Raw genomic sequence first — 17,618 nt, 5'->3', positions numbered from 1 at the left:
CGGACTGCCGGTAACGATGGGCACGGCGGGACGATCGACGAACGTCATAGTGCAGAAGTACGGTGGCTCGTCGGTGGCGAATGCCGCAGGCATTCGACGCGCGGCTCAGCGGGTGGCTGAGACACAGGCCTCTGGATATCAAGTAGTAGCGGTGGTTTCCGCCATGGGCGACACCACCGACGAGTTGTTGGATCTCGCGGCCAGTGTCTCGCCGCATCCACCTGCCCGCGAACTCGACACCCTGTTGACGACCGGCGAACTCGTTTCGGCGGCCTTGCTGGCGATCGCGTTGGCCGATATGGGGGCCGATGTTCGGACATTCACCGGCAGCGAGGCGGGCCTCATCACCGACGACTGCCATGGCAAAGCGCGCATTATCGATGTCGATCCGCGCAGAATCCGCACCTGTCTGAAGAACGGTCAGATCGCCGTCGTGGCAGGGTTCCAGGGTAAAAGCCGCAAAGGGAAAACGGTCACCACTCTGGGAAGGGGAGGTTCGGACCTGACCGCCGTCGCGCTCGCCGCAGCACTGGGTGCAAGCGTCTGTGAGATCTATACGGATGTGGACGGTATCCATACGGCGGATCCGCGGATAGTACCCAATGCCCGCAAGATTGACGTGCTCGCCAGCGAGGAAATGCTTGAGTTCGCGGCCGCGGGAGCAAAGGTTCTCCACCTCCGATGCATTGAATACGCTCGTCGTTTCGGTGTCCCCATTCATGTCCGGTCCTCGTTCGTGCAAAAGCGGGGCACCATGATTCTGCCCAGTCTCGACCAGCCCCATTCGAATGCGCACGCAGGCGAACAGACTCTGGTTTCGGGCGTGGCAAGCGTCAACTCTGCAGCACAAGTCACCGTCGCTGGCATCCCAACCTGCTCGAGGACCGCAGCGCGGCTCCTTCAGGAACTCGCCGCATCGGGGCTGCACATCGAGATGATCGCCCAAAATCCGCGGGATGCGGGCGCCGAAATCGCCGATATCACCTTCACCCTTCCATCCGCGGAGGCGCCGGCAGCCATTTCGGTCTTGGACGCAGCCCAGAGCTGCATCGGTTTTGAAGCGATCTATCACAATGACGAAGTGGGCAAGGTCTTGCTCAATGGACTCGGGATGCGCTCTTCGCCCGCTACCTTGAGCACTTTCTTCAAAGCGCTCTCGGACGTCGGAATCAGTCCGGAAATGATCTCAATTTCGGAGCTGTGCATCGCGGCTGTGGCACGCACCGATGAGCTTGCCGATGCTGTCCGCGCGCTTCAGATCGCCTTTGGCCTGACGCCTTTGGAAAAAGAAGCCGCGCCGTTGGACAAGGAAGCCGTGGGGGACCGTACGCAAGACACACTTCCTCCGTTCGTCGTTCAGGCTGTCGCCTCTACACGGCCAGGATCTTCTCTCTGACGTCGGGCTGAAAGGGAAGGCGCAGGCGCAGACACCCTGCCGGGCCGGCACAAGGACCCGGCACAGGACATGGGCTTTCTGCGCCACCTGAGCAGGGACTAACCGCAGCAACCCCATCTACCCAAAAAGCACCGCCGATACGGGAGGTACCAATGGCTCCAGCCGAGAACTCATACTCTGGATCAGAGGACACCACCATGGTCGTCGGACAGTTGCCGGTGCGGAAGCGGCGGGCCGGTGCCCACGAGACGGCTCCGGAAACATTCGCCACGCAGGCCGCCCGAACCGACCAGGCCCCGGCAGGAGTCAACGGACGGGCCGGCAGCACGGTTGCTCCCTCGACCGCAGTGTCCTCGGGGGGCCCTGCGCCAATCCCTCGCACTTTGTTGGACATCCTTTTTCGCACCGTGGACGAGTACCCGGACGCGGTAGCGCTGGATGACGGCACCACCTCGTTGAGTTACCTGGCGTTGCTGGGGCGGATCGAGTCCCTGGCCCTGAACCTGCGCGAACGCGGGATCGGTGCCGGAGACCGGGTCGGCATCCTGATGGCCCCAGATACGATCGACCTCTATATCGCCGTGCTGGCCGTGCTCGTCCGCGGCGCGGCATACGTCCCTGTCGATCCTGACGAGCCAGGGGACCGGGCCACGATGGTCTGGGAAGAGGCAGAAGTATGTGCGGTAGTCGAATCCGGGCTGCGGGTCCGTCCCGTGATCGAAGCGCCCTCCCATGGGGAAGCCCGCCCGCCCACCGCCGACGACGATGCGTGGATCATCTTCACTTCCGGCTCGACTGGCAAGCCCCAGGGGATTGCTTTTTCCCACCGGTCGGTGGCCGCCTTTGTGGACGCTGAAGCGTCCGTCTTCTGCACCGAGGAGCCGCTCGGGCCCGGCGACCGTGTGCTGGCCGGTCTTCCCGTCAATGCCGACACTTGCGAAGAGATGTGGCTGGCCTGGCGAAACGGCGCCTGCCTGGTGCCGGCCCCACGCGATGTGATCCGCTCCGGCGAGGAGCTGGTTCCGTGGATGGCGGCACGGGGTATCACCGTGGTCCCCACGGTGCCTGCCCTGGCTGCACTTTGGCAGGCGGAATCGCTGCAAAACGTTCGGTTGCTGATCTTTGGCCGCGAGGCGTGCCCCGCGGATCTTGCGGCACGACTGGCCGCCCCCGGCAGGGAAGTCTGGAACACCTACGGGCCCACCGGAACCACCGTCGTCGCCTGCGCCCAGGCCGACGGGTCGACTCCTGTACGCATCGAACGCCCGTTGCCCGGCTGGCAACTGGCCGTGGTGGACAAGGACGACACGCCTGTCGCATGGGGCGAAGAAGGAGAACTGGTCATCGGCGGGGTCGGCTTGGGCCGGTGCCTCGATCCCGGCGAAGATGCCGAGAAATATGCTCCCGTGGACACCCTGGGCTGGCCTCGGGCTTACCGCACCGGAGACCTCGTCCGCGCCGATTCTGAAGGCCTCGTATTTACCGGCCGGGCCGACGGGCATGCCGAACCTGCCGGACGGGGACTCGAACTGAGCGAGACGGCGCACGGCGCGGCGCCGTACGAGGTGCGCTCAAACGATTCGGTACCCGCGGCTGACGCGGTTAATGAGGCGACGGCAGATATTTTGGACCCGTTGCTGTTGCAGTCCCCGCACCGCCAGAGTGTGCGGTGGTCGCCGGGTGAGCGTCTGGAAGCGCTCTTCGAGAGCCGATGCGACTCGCTGCGCCGCGAAGGCCGAGCAAGCCAGTTGGCTGTCGACTCCGGGGACTCGACGTTGACCTACGATCAGCTTGACGCGCGGGCCAATCAGCTGGCCCGGCACCTTCTCGCCGACGGAGCACGGGCCGGCGACCGTATTGCGCTGCTGTTCGACGATGCGCTGTGGTCCTACGTCTCGATGCTGGCGGTGCTTAAGATCCAGGCGGCGTATGTGCCGTTGGACGCCGGATTCCCGCCGGACCGGATGGGCTACATCATGGAGGACTCCGGGGCCAGCTGCGTGCTGACCTTGAGCCACTTGGCCAGCCTGTTGCCGGAAGGTTGCGCCCGCGCCCTGACTTTGGACGCGTTCGCCGCGGACATTGCGGGTCTGCCCGGCTCCCGGCTCACCGACAGCGAGAAGCCTGACCCAGTCGAGAACTTGGCCTACATCATCTATACCTCGGGGTCCACCGGCCGTCCCAAGGGGGTGGCCATCGAACACACCAGCATCTGCAACTTCGTCCGGGTCGCTGCCGAGGTCTACGGATATCAGAGCGACGACCGCGTCTATCAGGGGCTGACAATCGCCTTCGACTTCTCCGTCGAGGAGATGTGGGTGCCGTGGATGGTCGGTGCGACTCTGGTGCCCAAGCCGAGTTCGAAGAGCCTGCTCGGGGCAGACTTGGAACGGTTCGTCATCGACAACCGTGTTACCGCGATGTGTTGTGTACCCACCCTGCTGGCCACACTGGAGCATGAGCTTCCTGGCCTGCGTTTTCTGCTGGTCTCCGGTGAGGCCTGCCCGCGCGACCTGGCCGAGCGCTGGCACCGGCCGGGCCGGAGGTTCCTCAATGTCTACGGGCCTACCGAAGCGACCGTGACCGCCACGTGGGACGTTATGCACCCCGACAAGCCGATCACCCTCGGCCAGCCACTGCCGACCTACACGATCATGATCCTGGATCCAGAGGAGCCACGGGCACTGCCACGGGGCGAAATGGGTGAGATCGGCATCGCCGGGATCGGGCTAGCGGTCGGTTACGTGAACCATCCCGAGAAGACAGATTCAGTCTTCATCCCCGACTTCATGGGCATTCCGAACAATCCCTCCGGACGAATCTATCGCAGCGGCGATCTTGGCCGCATCACCGACGACGGGTTGATCGAGTACCACGGCCGGATCGACACCCAGGTCAAGATCCGGGGATACCGGATCGAGCTGTCCGAGATCGAATCGGTGCTCCTGCAAGTCCCCGGGATTGCTCAGGCAGTGGTCGAGACGCATGATTCAGCACCGGGGATGACCGAGCTCGCCGCGTTCTATACGTTGCGCAAAGGTGTCTCCGATCTCGCGCCCGAGATGATCAGGGAGGAGCTCCGCGACCGACTGCCGAGCTACATGGTCCCGGCTTTCTACGAGCAGCTGGAGACCATGCCGATGCTGCCCAGCGACAAGGCCGACCGTAAGAACCTGCCGACGCCCAGCAACCGGGTGGGCGCTTCGGTCGACGCCGAGTACTGCGAGCCGGCGTCGGACGCCGAGGCGGCTCTGGCGGAGCAGCTCGCTGACGTGCTGGGATTGGGACGCGTCTCGGTTGAGGCTCATATTTTCGACAACCTCGGGGCCAACTCACTGCTGGTTGCGCGCTTCTCCGCTGCGCTGCGCACACACACCGACCTGCCGCCGGTCGGTCTGCAGGTCATTTACGAGCATCCGACGATCCGAGCGCTCGCTGCGGCGATCGCTTCTCCGACCGCCGCCGACGTCTGGGCGGAACAGGAAGCGCCCGCCCGGCCAAAACGAGGGCGGATTTCCACTTTCGACATTGTGCTGTGCGGTGTCCTGCAAGCAGCGCTCTCCATCGGCTACTCCTACGCCTTCATCACGGCGATCGTGGCCGGCTATACCTGGGTCATTGCAGGGGCCGACGTCCTGGAGATCTGGGGACGTTCGATCGTCGTCGGGGTCAGCTTCTTTCTGGCTCTCAGCATCGTGCCGATCCTGCTCAAATGGCTGATCCTCGGACGGTGGAAAGAGCAGAACATTCGCATCTGGTCCCTGGCATACGTCAGGTTCTGGTTTGTCCGTGTGCTGGTTAGACTCAACCCGCTGGCCTACTTCGTGGGCACTCCAATCCTTCCGTTCTATCTGCGGTTGCTGGGGGCCAAGATCGGCGCCAACGTCACCATCCTCACCCCCATTACTCCGGTGTGCACCGACCTCTTGACGATCGGCAGCGGGACGGTGATCAATAGGGATACGTTCTACCTGGGTTACCGGGCCCATAACGGGTGGATCCAGACCGGCCGGGTCACGCTTGGCCAGGACGTCTTGATCAGCGAGAGGTGCGTGCTGGACATCGGCTCTACGATGGGTGACGGAGCGCAACTCGGCCACTCGTCGTCGCTGCAGCGACTGCAGTCCGTACCCGCCGGCGAAAGCTGGCACGGATCCCCTGCGGTACCAACGGACGTGAACTACCGGTTGGTTGAGCCGGTGCGGAGCAGCCGGTGGCGACGGCTCACCTACAGCGCGTTCGTCCTGATCAACAACACGGTCCTGCTCGGCCCGCTGCTTCTGCTGGCCATCGCGCTGCTCCTGCCGGCCTACGTGGAAACCGGCCATGTGGACCATGCGAACCCTGGGTTCTACTTGGACCTGGTATCCGCTTCTTTCGTCTTGCTGTTCGGTGGCATGTTCGTCGGTCTGACCGCAATGCTGACGGTTCCTCGGCTGCTCAACCTCTTGATCAAACCCGGGCAGGCCTATCCACTGTATGGTTTGCGCTATGCGGCCCACCGACTGATCTTCCGGATGACCAACGTCTTCCAGTTCATGCATATCAGCGGGGACAGCTCCCTGGCTGTGCACTACCTCCGTTTGCTTGGCTACAAGCAGCCCAACCTGGAGCAGACAGGATCGAACTTCGGGACGGAACTCGACCACGACAACCCTTACCTGACCACCGTAGGATCCGGAACCATGATCTCCGACGGGGTGTCGATCAGCAACGCCAACTACTCAAGTACGTCCTTCCGCGTTTCCGAGGTAAAGATCGGTGCGAAGAACTTCTTCGGCAACGACATCCCGTATCCCGCCGGCGCTCGTGCCGGCGACAACGTTCTTTTCGGCAGCAAAGTCATGGTTCCCATCGATGGCGAGGTCCGGCAAAACGTAGGCTTGCTCGGTTCACCGGCATTCGAGATTCCCCGGTCGGTCGATCGGGACACAGCGTTCCTCAAGGTAAACCGCCGGGAGGAAATCGTCCGCGGGATACGGGCCAAGAACCGGCACAATGCGCTGTCGATTGGACTGTATCTGGCCAGCCGGTGGGTTCTCGTCCTCGCCGGCATGCTGGCGTTCTCACTCGCCATCATCCTGTTCCCCGGTGTACCGGGCCCCGGGCTCTATGTGGGCACGGTCAGCTTCGGCGCCTTCATGATCGCCTTCTTCATCGTGCTCGAGCGTGCCGCCCAGGGATTTAAAGCGATGGTCCCGACCGTTTGCTCCATCTATGACGTGAAATTCTGGCGGCACGAACGGTTTTGGAAGTTCATCTCGTATCCGCTGTATTTCTTCGACGGCACCCCGTTCAAGCCCCTGTTCTGGCGCCTGCATGGCGTGCGGATGGGAAAGCGGGTCTTTGACGACGGCTGCGTCATCCCGGAGAAGACGTTGGTGGCCATCGGTGACGACACGACCCTCAACCTCGCCAGCGTCGTCCAGTGCCACTCAATGGAGGACGGCGTCTTCAAGCTCGACGCCATCACCATCGGCCGGGGGGTCACCTTGGGCGTCGGCGCCTACGTGCTCTACGACGTCGCCATGGGCGACGGTTCGGTGCTGGAGGCCGACTCCTTCCTGATGAAGGGTAGCCAAGTGCCGGAAGGCGCGCGGTACGGCGGCAACCCTGCACGGGAGATCGTCTAAAACCGACAAAGAAGGACGTAGATGAGCCCCATGCAGGACAGGCAGGGACGCGACGTCGGTCCTGCAGACGCTAAGTCGATGCAGAACCGGCGGCGGCTGATCGGCATTGATGCGGCCCGCGGCCTGGCCCTCATCGGGATGATCGCCATTCACATCTTGCCGGACGCGAACGAGGACACCGGCGAGCCGACCTTGGCGTGGATCCTGTTCGCCGGCGACTCCGCTGCGCTGTTCGCCCTCCTGGCCGGAGTGGGCCTGGCCCTGTCCTCCGGTGGGTACAGACCGCACACGGGGCGGAAGATGGCGGGGGACCGTCTGGGACTGGCCGTGCGGGCCGTCCTGATCGGAGTCATAGCGCTGGTGATCGCACCCTTCTTGCAGCAGGAGGACCCTCCTGCCTACGGCATCTTGATCTACTATTCGGTGTTCTTCCTGCTCGCCATTCCTTTCCTCCATCTGCGGCCCAGAACATTGTTCATCAGTGCAGCCGTCTTCGGCATTGTCTCGCCGATCCTGCTGCAGAAGCTGGATCCAATGCTCCCAACATCGTCGACGTTCAACCCCACCGTGGGGCATTTCTTCTTCGAACCGGCCGGCGTGACCTCGGATCTACTGCTGACCGGCTCATATCCGGCGCTGCCGTACATGTGCTACATCCTGACCGGCCTGGGGATCGGACGACTGGACCTGCGAAAGCCCAAGGTGCAAGGCTATATCGCCGGTATCGGTGCAGGCCTGGCGATCTTTTCCAACGCGGTCTCAGCCATCCTGCTGTACGGCATGGGAGGCTTCGAGCGGCTGCTGGCCACCAGCGAGATGACGGGTGAAGAGCTGGACTATGGTCTCGTCTTTGGGCCGGGGATCATCCCGGACACCTCCGCTTGGTGGCTCGCCATCGCGACTCCGCACTCCAACATGCCGTTGGCGATCGCCAGCAGCCTGGGGCTCGGTCTGTTGGCGACCGGTCTGTTCCTCCTGGCCGAGCGGGCGGTCGAACGCTTGCTGACACCCCTTGCCGCGATGGGCACGATGACCCTGACGCTCTACTCCGCCCACCTGCTCGCGCTCAGCCCTGAGGTGCACTACGACGCACCATTCCTGTGGTTCCTCGTGCATCTGTCGGTTGCCGTGGCGTTCGGCGTGGTCTGGAGCCGGTGGCTCGGACAAGGCCCCTTGGAGAGACCGGTCGCTGCGGCTGCCAAAAACTTTCGAGAGATCGTGGACGACGGATCATCCGGCTCCAGCGCGGCATCCGGAACGTTTCCCCGTTGATTAGGGACCAGCGGAACACCCTGCATGCCTGCCATCGGACATTCGCTGACCGACAGCCCCGGACGCTAGAATGCTGTCGTGATGTTGCACACATGAGGGTGACATGAAATGGCACTGGCCCCGAAGCCGGCCTCGGAGGCCAATTGTCGTCATCGCGGCGCTCGGGCTGGTTGTTCTCCTGGTGGCGCTTGTCATGGCCATGGTGCGGACGGACAATTCCGGGCCGCAGGCGCGGGCTGTAACAGCGTACGAGCATCTGGAAGAGTTTCAAGCAATTGCCGACGAGCACGGTGACCGAGCTACCGGCACCTCCGGATATGAGGCCGCGGCTCAGTACGTAGAACGGCAACTCGAGGATGCCGGTTATCAAAGCTGGCGCCAGTACTTCACTTTCGAAAGTCGTGGCGAGAACCATGAGTCCTTCAACATCCTTGCCGAGACCGCTGGCGGCAGCGACGAGAACGTGATCATGCTTGGCGCACACCTCGACGGAGTGCGGAACAGTCCTGCGATCAATGACAACGCTTCCGGCGCGGCGGCTCTGCTGGAGGCCGCGCAAGAACTCAGCCAACGGAATGAACCCAGCAACAAAGTGCGCTTCGCGTGGTGGGGAGCGGAAGAGTTTCCGGAGGCGTTCGGTTCCCAGCACTATGTCGAGGACTTGGCAGAGGACGACAGCGGCGAACTCGACCACATCGCCGCCTATCTCAACGTCGACATGGTCGCCTCACCCAACTATGTCATCGCGGTCTACGACCCACGTAAAACCGATAACGACTCCCTGCGGGACGTGCCGGACGGTTCGCTGGAGATCATGAACTTCTTCACCGACTACTTCGACTCCCGGGCCCAGCCCTGGGTGTCTACGGACTGGGACTTCTATTCCGATCAAGTCGCGTTCGTTGAGGAAGATGTTGCAGTGGGCGGCCTGTTCACCGGCAGCAACGAGAGGAAAACGGCCCGGGAGAGCATCCTTTTCGGTGGCGCTCCAGGGCAGCCACGCGACCCGAACTACCACAAGTCAGGCGATGACATTAACAACGTCGATCTGGAGGCTCTCACCATCATGACCGACGCGATCACCCATGCCGCCACCAGCCTGGCCGAAGACAGCAGCGCCCTCGAGTAAGCGGCGGCTAATGTATTGACAGGCTCAGAGCACGGCTGCCACCCGTGGGGGACGTGGCCCATTTCCGGACTCTGATCAACTGGCCCGCGCAGGGCAGTCCAAGCACGAGATCATCCCGGTGCATGATTCGGGCCAGCGGCCCGACCCTGATAAACTTCATGCATTGCCTAGGCGAGGGAGAGCCAACATCGGCCCTCCGTTATCGACGGTGGCTAGCAGCTTCGTTTCTCTGCGCTGGTATCGGTGCGGTAGGTCGGTCTCTAGGCACCCGCCTCAAAACCACCCAGCATAAGGAGAACATCATGTCCGAGCAGAAGCTTGCAGCTGAAGTCCGCAGCGAATTCGGCAAGGGCGCGGCCCGCCGCGCCCGCCGCAACGCCCAGATCCCCGCCGTCATTTACGGCCATGGGGCAGAGCCGCTGCACGTGCTGCTCCCGCAGAAGGCCACCACGCTGGCGCTGCGTACCTCCAACGCGCTGCTGACCCTGGACGTTGACGGGAGCGAGCACCTGGCCCTGGCCAAGGACATCCAGCGCGATCCGATCGCCCAGATCATTGAGCACGTCGACCTGCTCACCGTCCGCAAGGGCGAGAAGGTCCACGTCGACGTCAACATCCATGTTGAGGGCGAAGTCGCACCCGGTGCTGTCTTGGATCTGGAAGAGTTCACCGTTCTGGTCGAAGCGGATGCGACCGCTCTGCCGGAGGCGCTGACCATCAACGTTGAGGGCCGTGCGATTGGCGAGCACGTCCACGCCACCGACATCCAGTTGCCTGCCGGCGTCAGCCTGCTGATCCCCGAGGACACCGTGATCGCCGCGGTCTCCGCTCCGACCGTGGCCGAGCCTGAAGCCGAGGAAGAGGGCGAAGCCGCTGAGCCGGCAGCCGAAACCCCGGCCGAGTAACAACGCTGCCTCCAAAGCCCCCGGCGACTGCTTTTGAGCATTCGCCGGGGGTTTTGGTCTATCCCTAGGATGATCTTGAATCCTTTGCATCTACCGTCCGAGGAGCACCCGTCCACGTGAGCAGCGACACCTGGCTGATAATCGGCTTGGGCAACCCAGGCCCCGGCTACAGCGGCAATCGACACAACGTCGGCCAGATGGCCCTCGACGAGCTGGCCGGCCGGGTCGGCGGTTCGTTCAAGTCGCACAAGGCGCACGCCCAGGTCTTGGAAGGGCGTCTGGGAATCGGCGGGCCCAGGGTCGTGCTCGCCAAGCCACTGACGTTCATGAATCTGTCAGGAGGGCCGACGGCGGCGCTGTGCAGGTTCTTTTCAATCGAACCGGACCACGTGGTCGCCTTGCACGACGAGATCGACATTCCCTTCAACACGATCAAACTCAAGATCGGCGGGGGAGAAGGCGGGCACAACGGCCTCCGCGACATGTCCAAGGCGCTGGCGACCAAGGAGTACTACAGGGTCCGCATAGGCGTTGGCCGCCCGCCCGGGCGGATGGATACGGCGGACTACGTGCTGCGCGATTTTTCAACGGCGGAAAAGAAAGACCTGCCCTTCCTTCTGGACGATGCAGCAGACGCCGTCGAACTGCTCCTGGCCGACGGGCTCCTGGCCGCGCAGCAGAAGTACCACGCCAATGCCAAGCAGGGGTGAGCGGCAGGAGACCGGGTCTCCCACCCCATGGTCCGACGGCGGAGGACAGCACGCCCGGGCGCGGAACCCCGGGTAGCCGCGGGTCACGGGCACCGCATCCTCGGCCCAAGAACGAGTGGTGACTACTCGTGTCAGGCCGCCCGTGCCTGTTTACGCTGAGAAAGTGTTGCTGGCGCCCTCAAGGCGGTGTCGCAATACCGTGCGCCTGGAGCCCAAGGATCCAGGCGCCTCCAGCGGACCGGCGGGGTTGGCTAATGCCAGAGGAACCGCGCAGGCGGAACCTTCCCCCCAGGCCCCGTCGGTCCTTGCTGGATAACCAGGGTGCTGCACGCCCTGGCAAGCGTCACAAAACCGTCAATTGGCACACCGCATTGCACGTGGATAAAATCGTTTCAGCCATTGCGGCTCCCTGAGCGGGGCCGACGATGGGCGGCCTGAAGAGACCGGGCCACCCCCATCCCATCGTCGGCCCCTTCCAATGCCCGCGACAGGCAAGGCCGCTTCCCCAAGAGAAGCCGGGCGATACGGCAATCGGGTGCAAGCCGTCGGGGTTTCGCCGCGAGTTGGATGGCGGGCAGAGTCTGTGGCTGTGGACCAATTTCCATGTCGCCTATGTACGACTGCCGGATTGAGAATTTCGCCCTGTTGGGAATCGCGTTTTGCAGGTACGCTAAGCATCAGTCTGCAGGATGCTCATCAAGCGGGGGACCTGCGGCTGTGTCTTTAACACATGTTGGATCCGGACTGGGGGGTTCGGTTCCGACATTATCGGTTCTTGGGGGGGGCCGAAATGACCCAGCTTGTTTTGCCGTGGCCGTTTTTGGGCCGAGCAGTACACATCAAGGCTATGAATTCGCTGCTGGCTGGTCCTGACCGCCGAGGCGTCGTTGTAGTCGGTGAAGCCGGAGTGGGCAAGACCGCACTGATTCAGCATGTCCTGCGGTGTGTTGGTGGCCAGTCGCATGTCGTACATCTCCGCGGTTCTGCTTCACACAAAGGGACGTCGTACGGGGCGTTCAACGTTATCCTCAGCCGGTTCCGTGTGGAGCTGGATCATCCGGTGCGGATCCTCGGCGGCATCTCCGACGCGATTCGGACCGAGGCGGCGGGCCTGCCCGTCATCATGTTCGTGGACAACGCGGAATCCCTGGACAGCCTTTCCGCCCTGACCCTCGCGCAGCTGGCCGCAGCGGACATTGTGACTCCTGTGGTGGCCGTCCGTGATCTGACCCGCGCTCCGGACTTTATGCGCATGTGGACTGACGGCGCCCTGGAACGGCTTGATCTGGAAGGGATGTCTCTGGAGGAATCCCGGGATGTTCTCGCCGGTGCCCTAAACGGCCCTGTATCCGAGACTGTAGTCGTGCAATTGTGGAGAGCCTCAAATGGCAATCCAAGGCTCCTACAAGCGCTGGCAGTGGAGCAGCTCGATGCCGGCCACCTGTTGCGCCGCGATGGAGTGTGGGTTTGCCGGAATGAACTGATCGAACATGGCGGGCGCATAGCCGAAGCCGTTAAGCTCGGTCTCGCACATCTCACAGCTGCACAGCGGGACCTGCTCGACGTGTGCGCGCTGGCGGAGGAACTGCCGTTGTGGGTGGCTAACGGCCTGGCCGGACGGGACGAAGTGGATCAGCTCGAGTCCCATCGTTTGGTTGAGGTCAGGCTGGCCGACGGGCCGGTTCTGATTATGGGTAGTCCATTCTTGGGCGAGGTCATTCGGGACAATGTGCCCTCCGGGCGGGCTAGCAGGCTGCTTGAACGCCTCGAGGGCGTCATAGACGTGACGGGCATGACGCCAAGGGGCCGTCTCGCCTACACCCTGTGGCGGATGAGATGCCGGATGGAGGCGGACGAGGGGCTTGCATTGGAGAGCGCCCGATTGGCGAACCGGTTAGGGAGTTTCAAGGCCTGTCTACGAATTCTAGGCGCGCTGGGACACCGACGAGGGGATCCGGACGTAGTTTTGGTGCAGCTGGTTGCGCTGGCGGGCTTGGGCCAGCACGGCCGCGCCCGTGAGTTGCTCGAGTCGTTGGAAACCGTGCATTTTGGCCTCAGTTCACATGTGGAGCTGGATCTGGTTGCGGCGGAAATAGCGGGTGACAGCGGTGATCAAGAAACGGCCCACCGGTCTATTGCTGCCGCCAGAGCCAAGATAAGAAAAGACCAAGACGGCGCCGTCAACGCGGAGCTACGCCTTCGGGTCGAGCTGGCCGCTGCGGGATTATTAGCGCGTGATGGACGGCATGCGGCCGCCATTCCAGCACTGGAGCAGGTTCAGCAGGAACTGCCGAACAACGGCGGGGTCCATTCACTTCGTGCGGGTTACCTGCTTGCCGAGGCCATGGCAGCGGCCGGCAGAAACGACGACGCGTTGCAGCTCGCACAGGCGCAGCTGGAGCGGTTCCAGCGGGAGGGACAGCCCGCCGGGCTGCTGGAATCAGCCGCCCGGGACCTGTTCCTCGTGCGCTTTATTGCCCGAGAGTGGCACCGCCGCGACCCCGTATCCGCCGTCGATCAGTCTTTTGAGGCTGCTCACAGGCGGATCCCAAGTGCGACTTCAGGCATGGCGGAAGGCATCATGGACGTCCATCGCGGCCGCGCGGACCAGGGTTTAAAGAAGCTCCGACCACAAATCAGTCAGCTACGGCAATTTGATCCAGACGGTCTCTTCGGAGTCGCTTCAGCTGCGGCCGCCTACGCGAGTTGCTTGTGCGGCGATTTGGAGGAGGGCCGTCAGTATTATCGGCAGGCTCAGGAAAGCCGTACCATCCAGAGCCGAGCTACCTGGATTTTTGAGTGCGACAGGGACTACTTCCTGGCGATGGCGTCTGCCTCCTTCTCATCCAAAGCATTGGCCGCGGCCAAGCTGCTCGAACAGGCCGACCAGCACCGTGCACGAGGAGGGCTGAATGCTGAACTGTTTGCAATCAGCGGTGCAGTGCGCCTCGGGGACTCCGCTGCCGCGGAAGAACTAGTCGCCAGGGCCTCTGTGATCCAAGGTGCTTTCGCCCGGCTCTGCGAGCACTATGGCAAAGGGCTCGCCGGCGGAGATCCTGAACAACTCCTGATAGCCGCCGAGCACGCCCACCTGATTGGACATGATCTTCTTGCCCTCGAGGCGGCCTTGGCTGCGTTCTCGCTCGCCAAGGCTGCCAACGATGGGACGAGGATCGCAGCGGCGAAGGCACGCACCCAGCAGTATCGCGCGCTGTTGGGGCCCGTCGGCGTGCCGGTAGCCTCCCACACCCCGCTCACCGCTAAGGAAATGGAGATCGCCTTGCGCGCCGTTGCCGGACTGACGAACCGACAGATCGCCGATGAACTTGTCGTATCCGTCCGCACGATTGAGAGCCATCTATACCAGATCTACACAAAGCTACATGTCAGTGGCAGGTCGGAGCTGTCGGATGTGCTCGAGGCGTCCTCCAGATGACGAGATCCGGCTGGGCGGAGGATTCTTTTGTCGGCCGTACTGATCTCCGCAAGGTTGTCGCGGGGAGCCTAAGCTCAGACGTGGTGGATGGCGCAGTGATCGTGGCCGACGCCGGGATGGGGAAGTCCGCGCTCGTCCGTCGGGTCCTCAAGAGCCCAGTTCATGGAACATCGTCCCTCTGGATTCTAGGATCGCCAGTCCTTACCGCTTTTCCGTTTGGTGCAATGGCACCGCATTTATCCCTTGAGGCCTCTGGGGATACCCTGTCCGCCCTCGCGGTCCTGCGCAGCTTCCGCGAGTTTTTAAAGGTTGTGCAGGCAGATTCCGAGGTCCGGCCGGTGGTGGTGGTCGATGACGCGCAGTACCTCGACGACGGCTCCGCGTTGATCCTTGCCCAGTTGACCGCAGCCAAAGAAGTGCGGCTTCTGGTGCTCACGCGGTCGATTTCAGGGTTGCCGCACGACCTGCTCGCGTTGATGAGAGACGGACTGCTCCGTCGGGTTGATCTTCCGCCGTTGACTGCTTCGGAGGCACACAATTTGTGCGCCCTTCATCTGGCAGGCGATTTGCTGCCGTCCGCGAGTCGCTATTTCCTCGCCGCAACTCGAGGCAATCCCATGCTCATGCGACTGGCCATTGACCGCAGCCGAGACGTTGGGCACTTGCTGCAGTGCAAGGGGTTCTGGGTGCTCTCGGGGGAACCGCCCAAGCCCGGCCGTTTGATTGGTGATCTGGTGCAGGCACAGCTGTCCAGCCGTTCTGTATCGGAGCGGATGCTGCTGGAAACCGTTGGCATGGGTGAACCGGTGCCGCTTTCGGCTCTGCTGATCCTAGGCGGTCCGTCCGCCGTGGACGCGCTGGAAAATGACGGACTGATTACTAATGAAGACTGCCCGGCCGGCTCGACGCGGTTGACGCAGCCGCTGCTCGGCGCAGTCATCCGCGAAACCATACCAATTGGACGCAGGATGGCCCTCCGGAACGCATTGACCCAGGTTCTCAAGCCGGAGGATGAACCCGCCGAGGGGACAATACGCCGGGTTGAGTGGGCGCTGGACTGCGGCAGCCCCGTATCCTGCAGCCGCCTGCTGCGCGCAGCAGCAGAGGCGAACCAACTGTTCGATCCGGTCTTTGCCATTCGGGCTGCCACCATGGTCAAGGATCCGGAGCTGATGGTGGAGGCAAGAGTTGAACTTGCCCGCGCAAAGATGCTCCGAAATGACCTCGAGGCTTCGGAGGAACTCCTCAGCGGCCTCATACCTGCTGCGACGAGCCTGAAAGCGGCTGAAGCTGCGGCGTGGACTTCGGCACAACTACTCGTTGCTGCCGGAAAGCCGGGCTCAGGCGTAGCCAGATATGTCTCCGAGTTGCGAGCAGTCATTGAACGCACCGCCGAGGAGCCGTCCTGCGACGGTAGCGTCGAGCAGTTGGCTGATGCTCGGCTAAGCACGAAGTTGCTGGAATGCTACGCCTTCAACTGCGAAGGCCTCTACTCATATACATTGGCCGAATTGACTGCCGTGCCCGAGAACGATGAGATAGCACCGGTCCATAGAATGCTGGCGCTGGCCCTGCTGGGCGAGGCTTTGGGTTTCTCGGGGAAAATCGAGGCAGGGATTCGAGCCAGTAGCGAGGCCGTGCAAATGCTGGGTTGCGGCAGCCCTGCTACGGCGGTTCATGCTGGCCTGGTAGCTCGCCGGCACCTCGAACTGCTGATCCTGGGCGGCAAGTGGGGACAGCTCGAGGACGTCCTCACCTCATACCCGGTGACGGAACCACGGGCGTTGAACTACTTTGGCGGCACAATGGGTCTGGCCCAAGCAACGGTGATGTGCCGCCAAGGCCGCTTTGAACAAGCTTTGCCGCAGATCAGCATGAGCATCGAAGCGTTGCACCAACATGACATGGAACAGAAGTTACCGCTGGCCCTGGGGTTGGGCGCATACGCCGCTGTGGCCTGCGGCGAGCGGGAACAGGCAGAATTCTACTGCGCTGAATTCGAACGGCTCCGTGTCGCCGGTCATGCCCATACCTTGATGCTGGGCCGCTGCTACGTTGTCGCTGCACGGGCCGCCATGGACGGAAACACCGCGGAACTGGTGGAACTGGCAGACCTGGCGGCAGCCAGCGGAATGGTCGCCGTCGAAGTTCACGCACTGGAACTGGGCCTGCATCTGGGAATTCCCGGCATACTGCGCCGCCTTGTGAACACTCCGCCTGTCTATGAGGGGGCCGACAGCCGGATTCTTGCCAGGGTGTCGAAGGCCCTTGTCGAAGGAGATCTTGAAGCTGCGGCATCCGCTGCAGCCCAAGCCAAGGACGCCGGCTTCAACCTTCTGGCAGCGGCCTGTTTGGACAGTGCCCTCGAACGTGCCCAAAAGCTGCCCCGTGATGCGAGGCTCGCCAAGCTGCGCCGTGAGATCATTGCCGCCAGAGAGCAGCTGTCGGAAGTCCCGAAGCCGGTGCCGGCCAAGGCAGAAGGCGCGCTGCCGGAACTGACCCGCAGGGAGGCGGCCATCGCAGCACTGGTGCGACGCGGTGCTTCGAACAGGGAAATCGCCAGCGAGCTCTCCGTGTCCACACGAACGGTGGAAGGCCATCTCTATCGCATGTTTTCGAAGCTCGGAATCAGCCGTCGGGAAGAACTTCCAAAGCTGATCAGCAAGTACTAACGCTGCCGCCAGGTGCTGCTCAGCGATCTGCCCTCTTCCGTTTGCGCTCAAACCGCAGAGGCACGGCTGCGAGCCCCCAGCCGGCCGGTGAAACGTACTTCCGAGTACCCGTCCCCGGGTACTGAGCGGGCGCCGCAAGTTGGCGGAAGGACTTCTGAAAAACCCAGTGGTCCGTACTCGTGAGAGCCCGTGACGGGATCCGTAGGCTTCAGCACACAGAGAACTTCTCAAAGGGTTCTGCGTTTTGTAGGAGTTTTGGCTGGGGACGAGTTGGGGGGCTCGAAATGATGAATGGTCTTTTCCTGGGAGAAGTGCGGCCCGGCCGCTCTCCCGTCCGCAATAACGCGTGTTCTGCCGGCCGGTGGGCAAATGCCGACGCCGGGAGCACGCATATCGCCCTGCCTGCTGCACAGACGCAGCCGTGCGGTGCCAGGGCCCCCTATACGGAGCCGGCGGCGTATGGGT

General features: G+C 62.9%; 8 protein-coding genes. All 8 read left to right on the top strand.

The annotated features are described in order from the left end of the window. Positions 1-16 precede the first annotated feature (16 nt). The 8 genes from AC5RVS_RS10255 to AC5RVS_RS10220 all read left to right on the top strand — a co-directional run bounded on the left by AC5RVS_RS10255 (position 17) and on the right by AC5RVS_RS10220 (position 17,153). Positions 17-1,396, top strand: coding sequence for an aspartate kinase (locus AC5RVS_RS10255; protein WP_494108384.1), 1,380 nt, complete (start codon positions 17-19; stop codon positions 1,394-1,396). A 407-nt stretch (positions 1,397-1,803) separates the two neighbouring features. Beyond that, positions 1,804-7,029, top strand: coding sequence for a Pls/PosA family non-ribosomal peptide synthetase (locus tag AC5RVS_RS10250; RefSeq protein ID WP_494108052.1), 5,226 nt, complete (start codon positions 1,804-1,806; stop codon positions 7,027-7,029). Between the two features lie 21 nt (positions 7,030-7,050). Beyond that, the gene (locus AC5RVS_RS10245; protein ID WP_494108051.1) at positions 7,051-8,301 is read left to right on the top strand and encodes a heparan-alpha-glucosaminide N-acetyltransferase domain-containing protein; all 1,251 of its coding nucleotides are present in this window, start codon (positions 7,051-7,053) and stop codon (positions 8,299-8,301) included. A gap of 103 nt (positions 8,302-8,404) precedes the next feature. Then, the gene (locus AC5RVS_RS10240; protein WP_494108050.1) at positions 8,405-9,430 is read left to right on the top strand and encodes a M28 family peptidase; all 1,026 of its coding nucleotides are present in this window, start codon (positions 8,405-8,407) and stop codon (positions 9,428-9,430) included. Positions 9,431-9,732: 302 nt separating this feature from the next. Then, positions 9,733-10,335 (top strand): 50S ribosomal protein L25/general stress protein Ctc, encoded by a 603-nt coding sequence (locus tag AC5RVS_RS10235; RefSeq protein ID WP_494108049.1) that lies wholly within the window; start codon positions 9,733-9,735, stop codon positions 10,333-10,335. Between the two features lie 116 nt (positions 10,336-10,451). Further along, entirely contained in the window at positions 10,452-11,045 is a 594-nt protein-coding gene (gene pth, locus AC5RVS_RS10230; protein WP_493987976.1) for an aminoacyl-tRNA hydrolase, read from the top strand. A gap of 730 nt (positions 11,046-11,775) precedes the next feature. Continuing rightward, positions 11,776-14,481 carry a LuxR C-terminal-related transcriptional regulator gene (locus tag AC5RVS_RS10225; protein WP_494108048.1) on the top strand — a complete coding sequence of 902 codons (2,706 nt, stop codon included), beginning with the start codon at positions 11,776-11,778 and terminating at the stop codon, positions 14,479-14,481. Positions 14,482-14,705: 224 nt separating this feature from the next. Further along, positions 14,706-17,153 carry a LuxR C-terminal-related transcriptional regulator gene (locus AC5RVS_RS10220; RefSeq protein WP_494108047.1) on the top strand — a complete coding sequence of 816 codons (2,448 nt, stop codon included), beginning with the start codon at positions 14,706-14,708 and terminating at the stop codon, positions 17,151-17,153. Positions 17,154-17,618: the final 465 nt, after the last annotated feature.

This window comes from Arthrobacter sp. Y3221048, from assembly GCF_059092685.1.
Note: the sequence above shows the minus strand (reverse complement) of the source record. Positions and strands in the feature narration are given on the sequence as shown.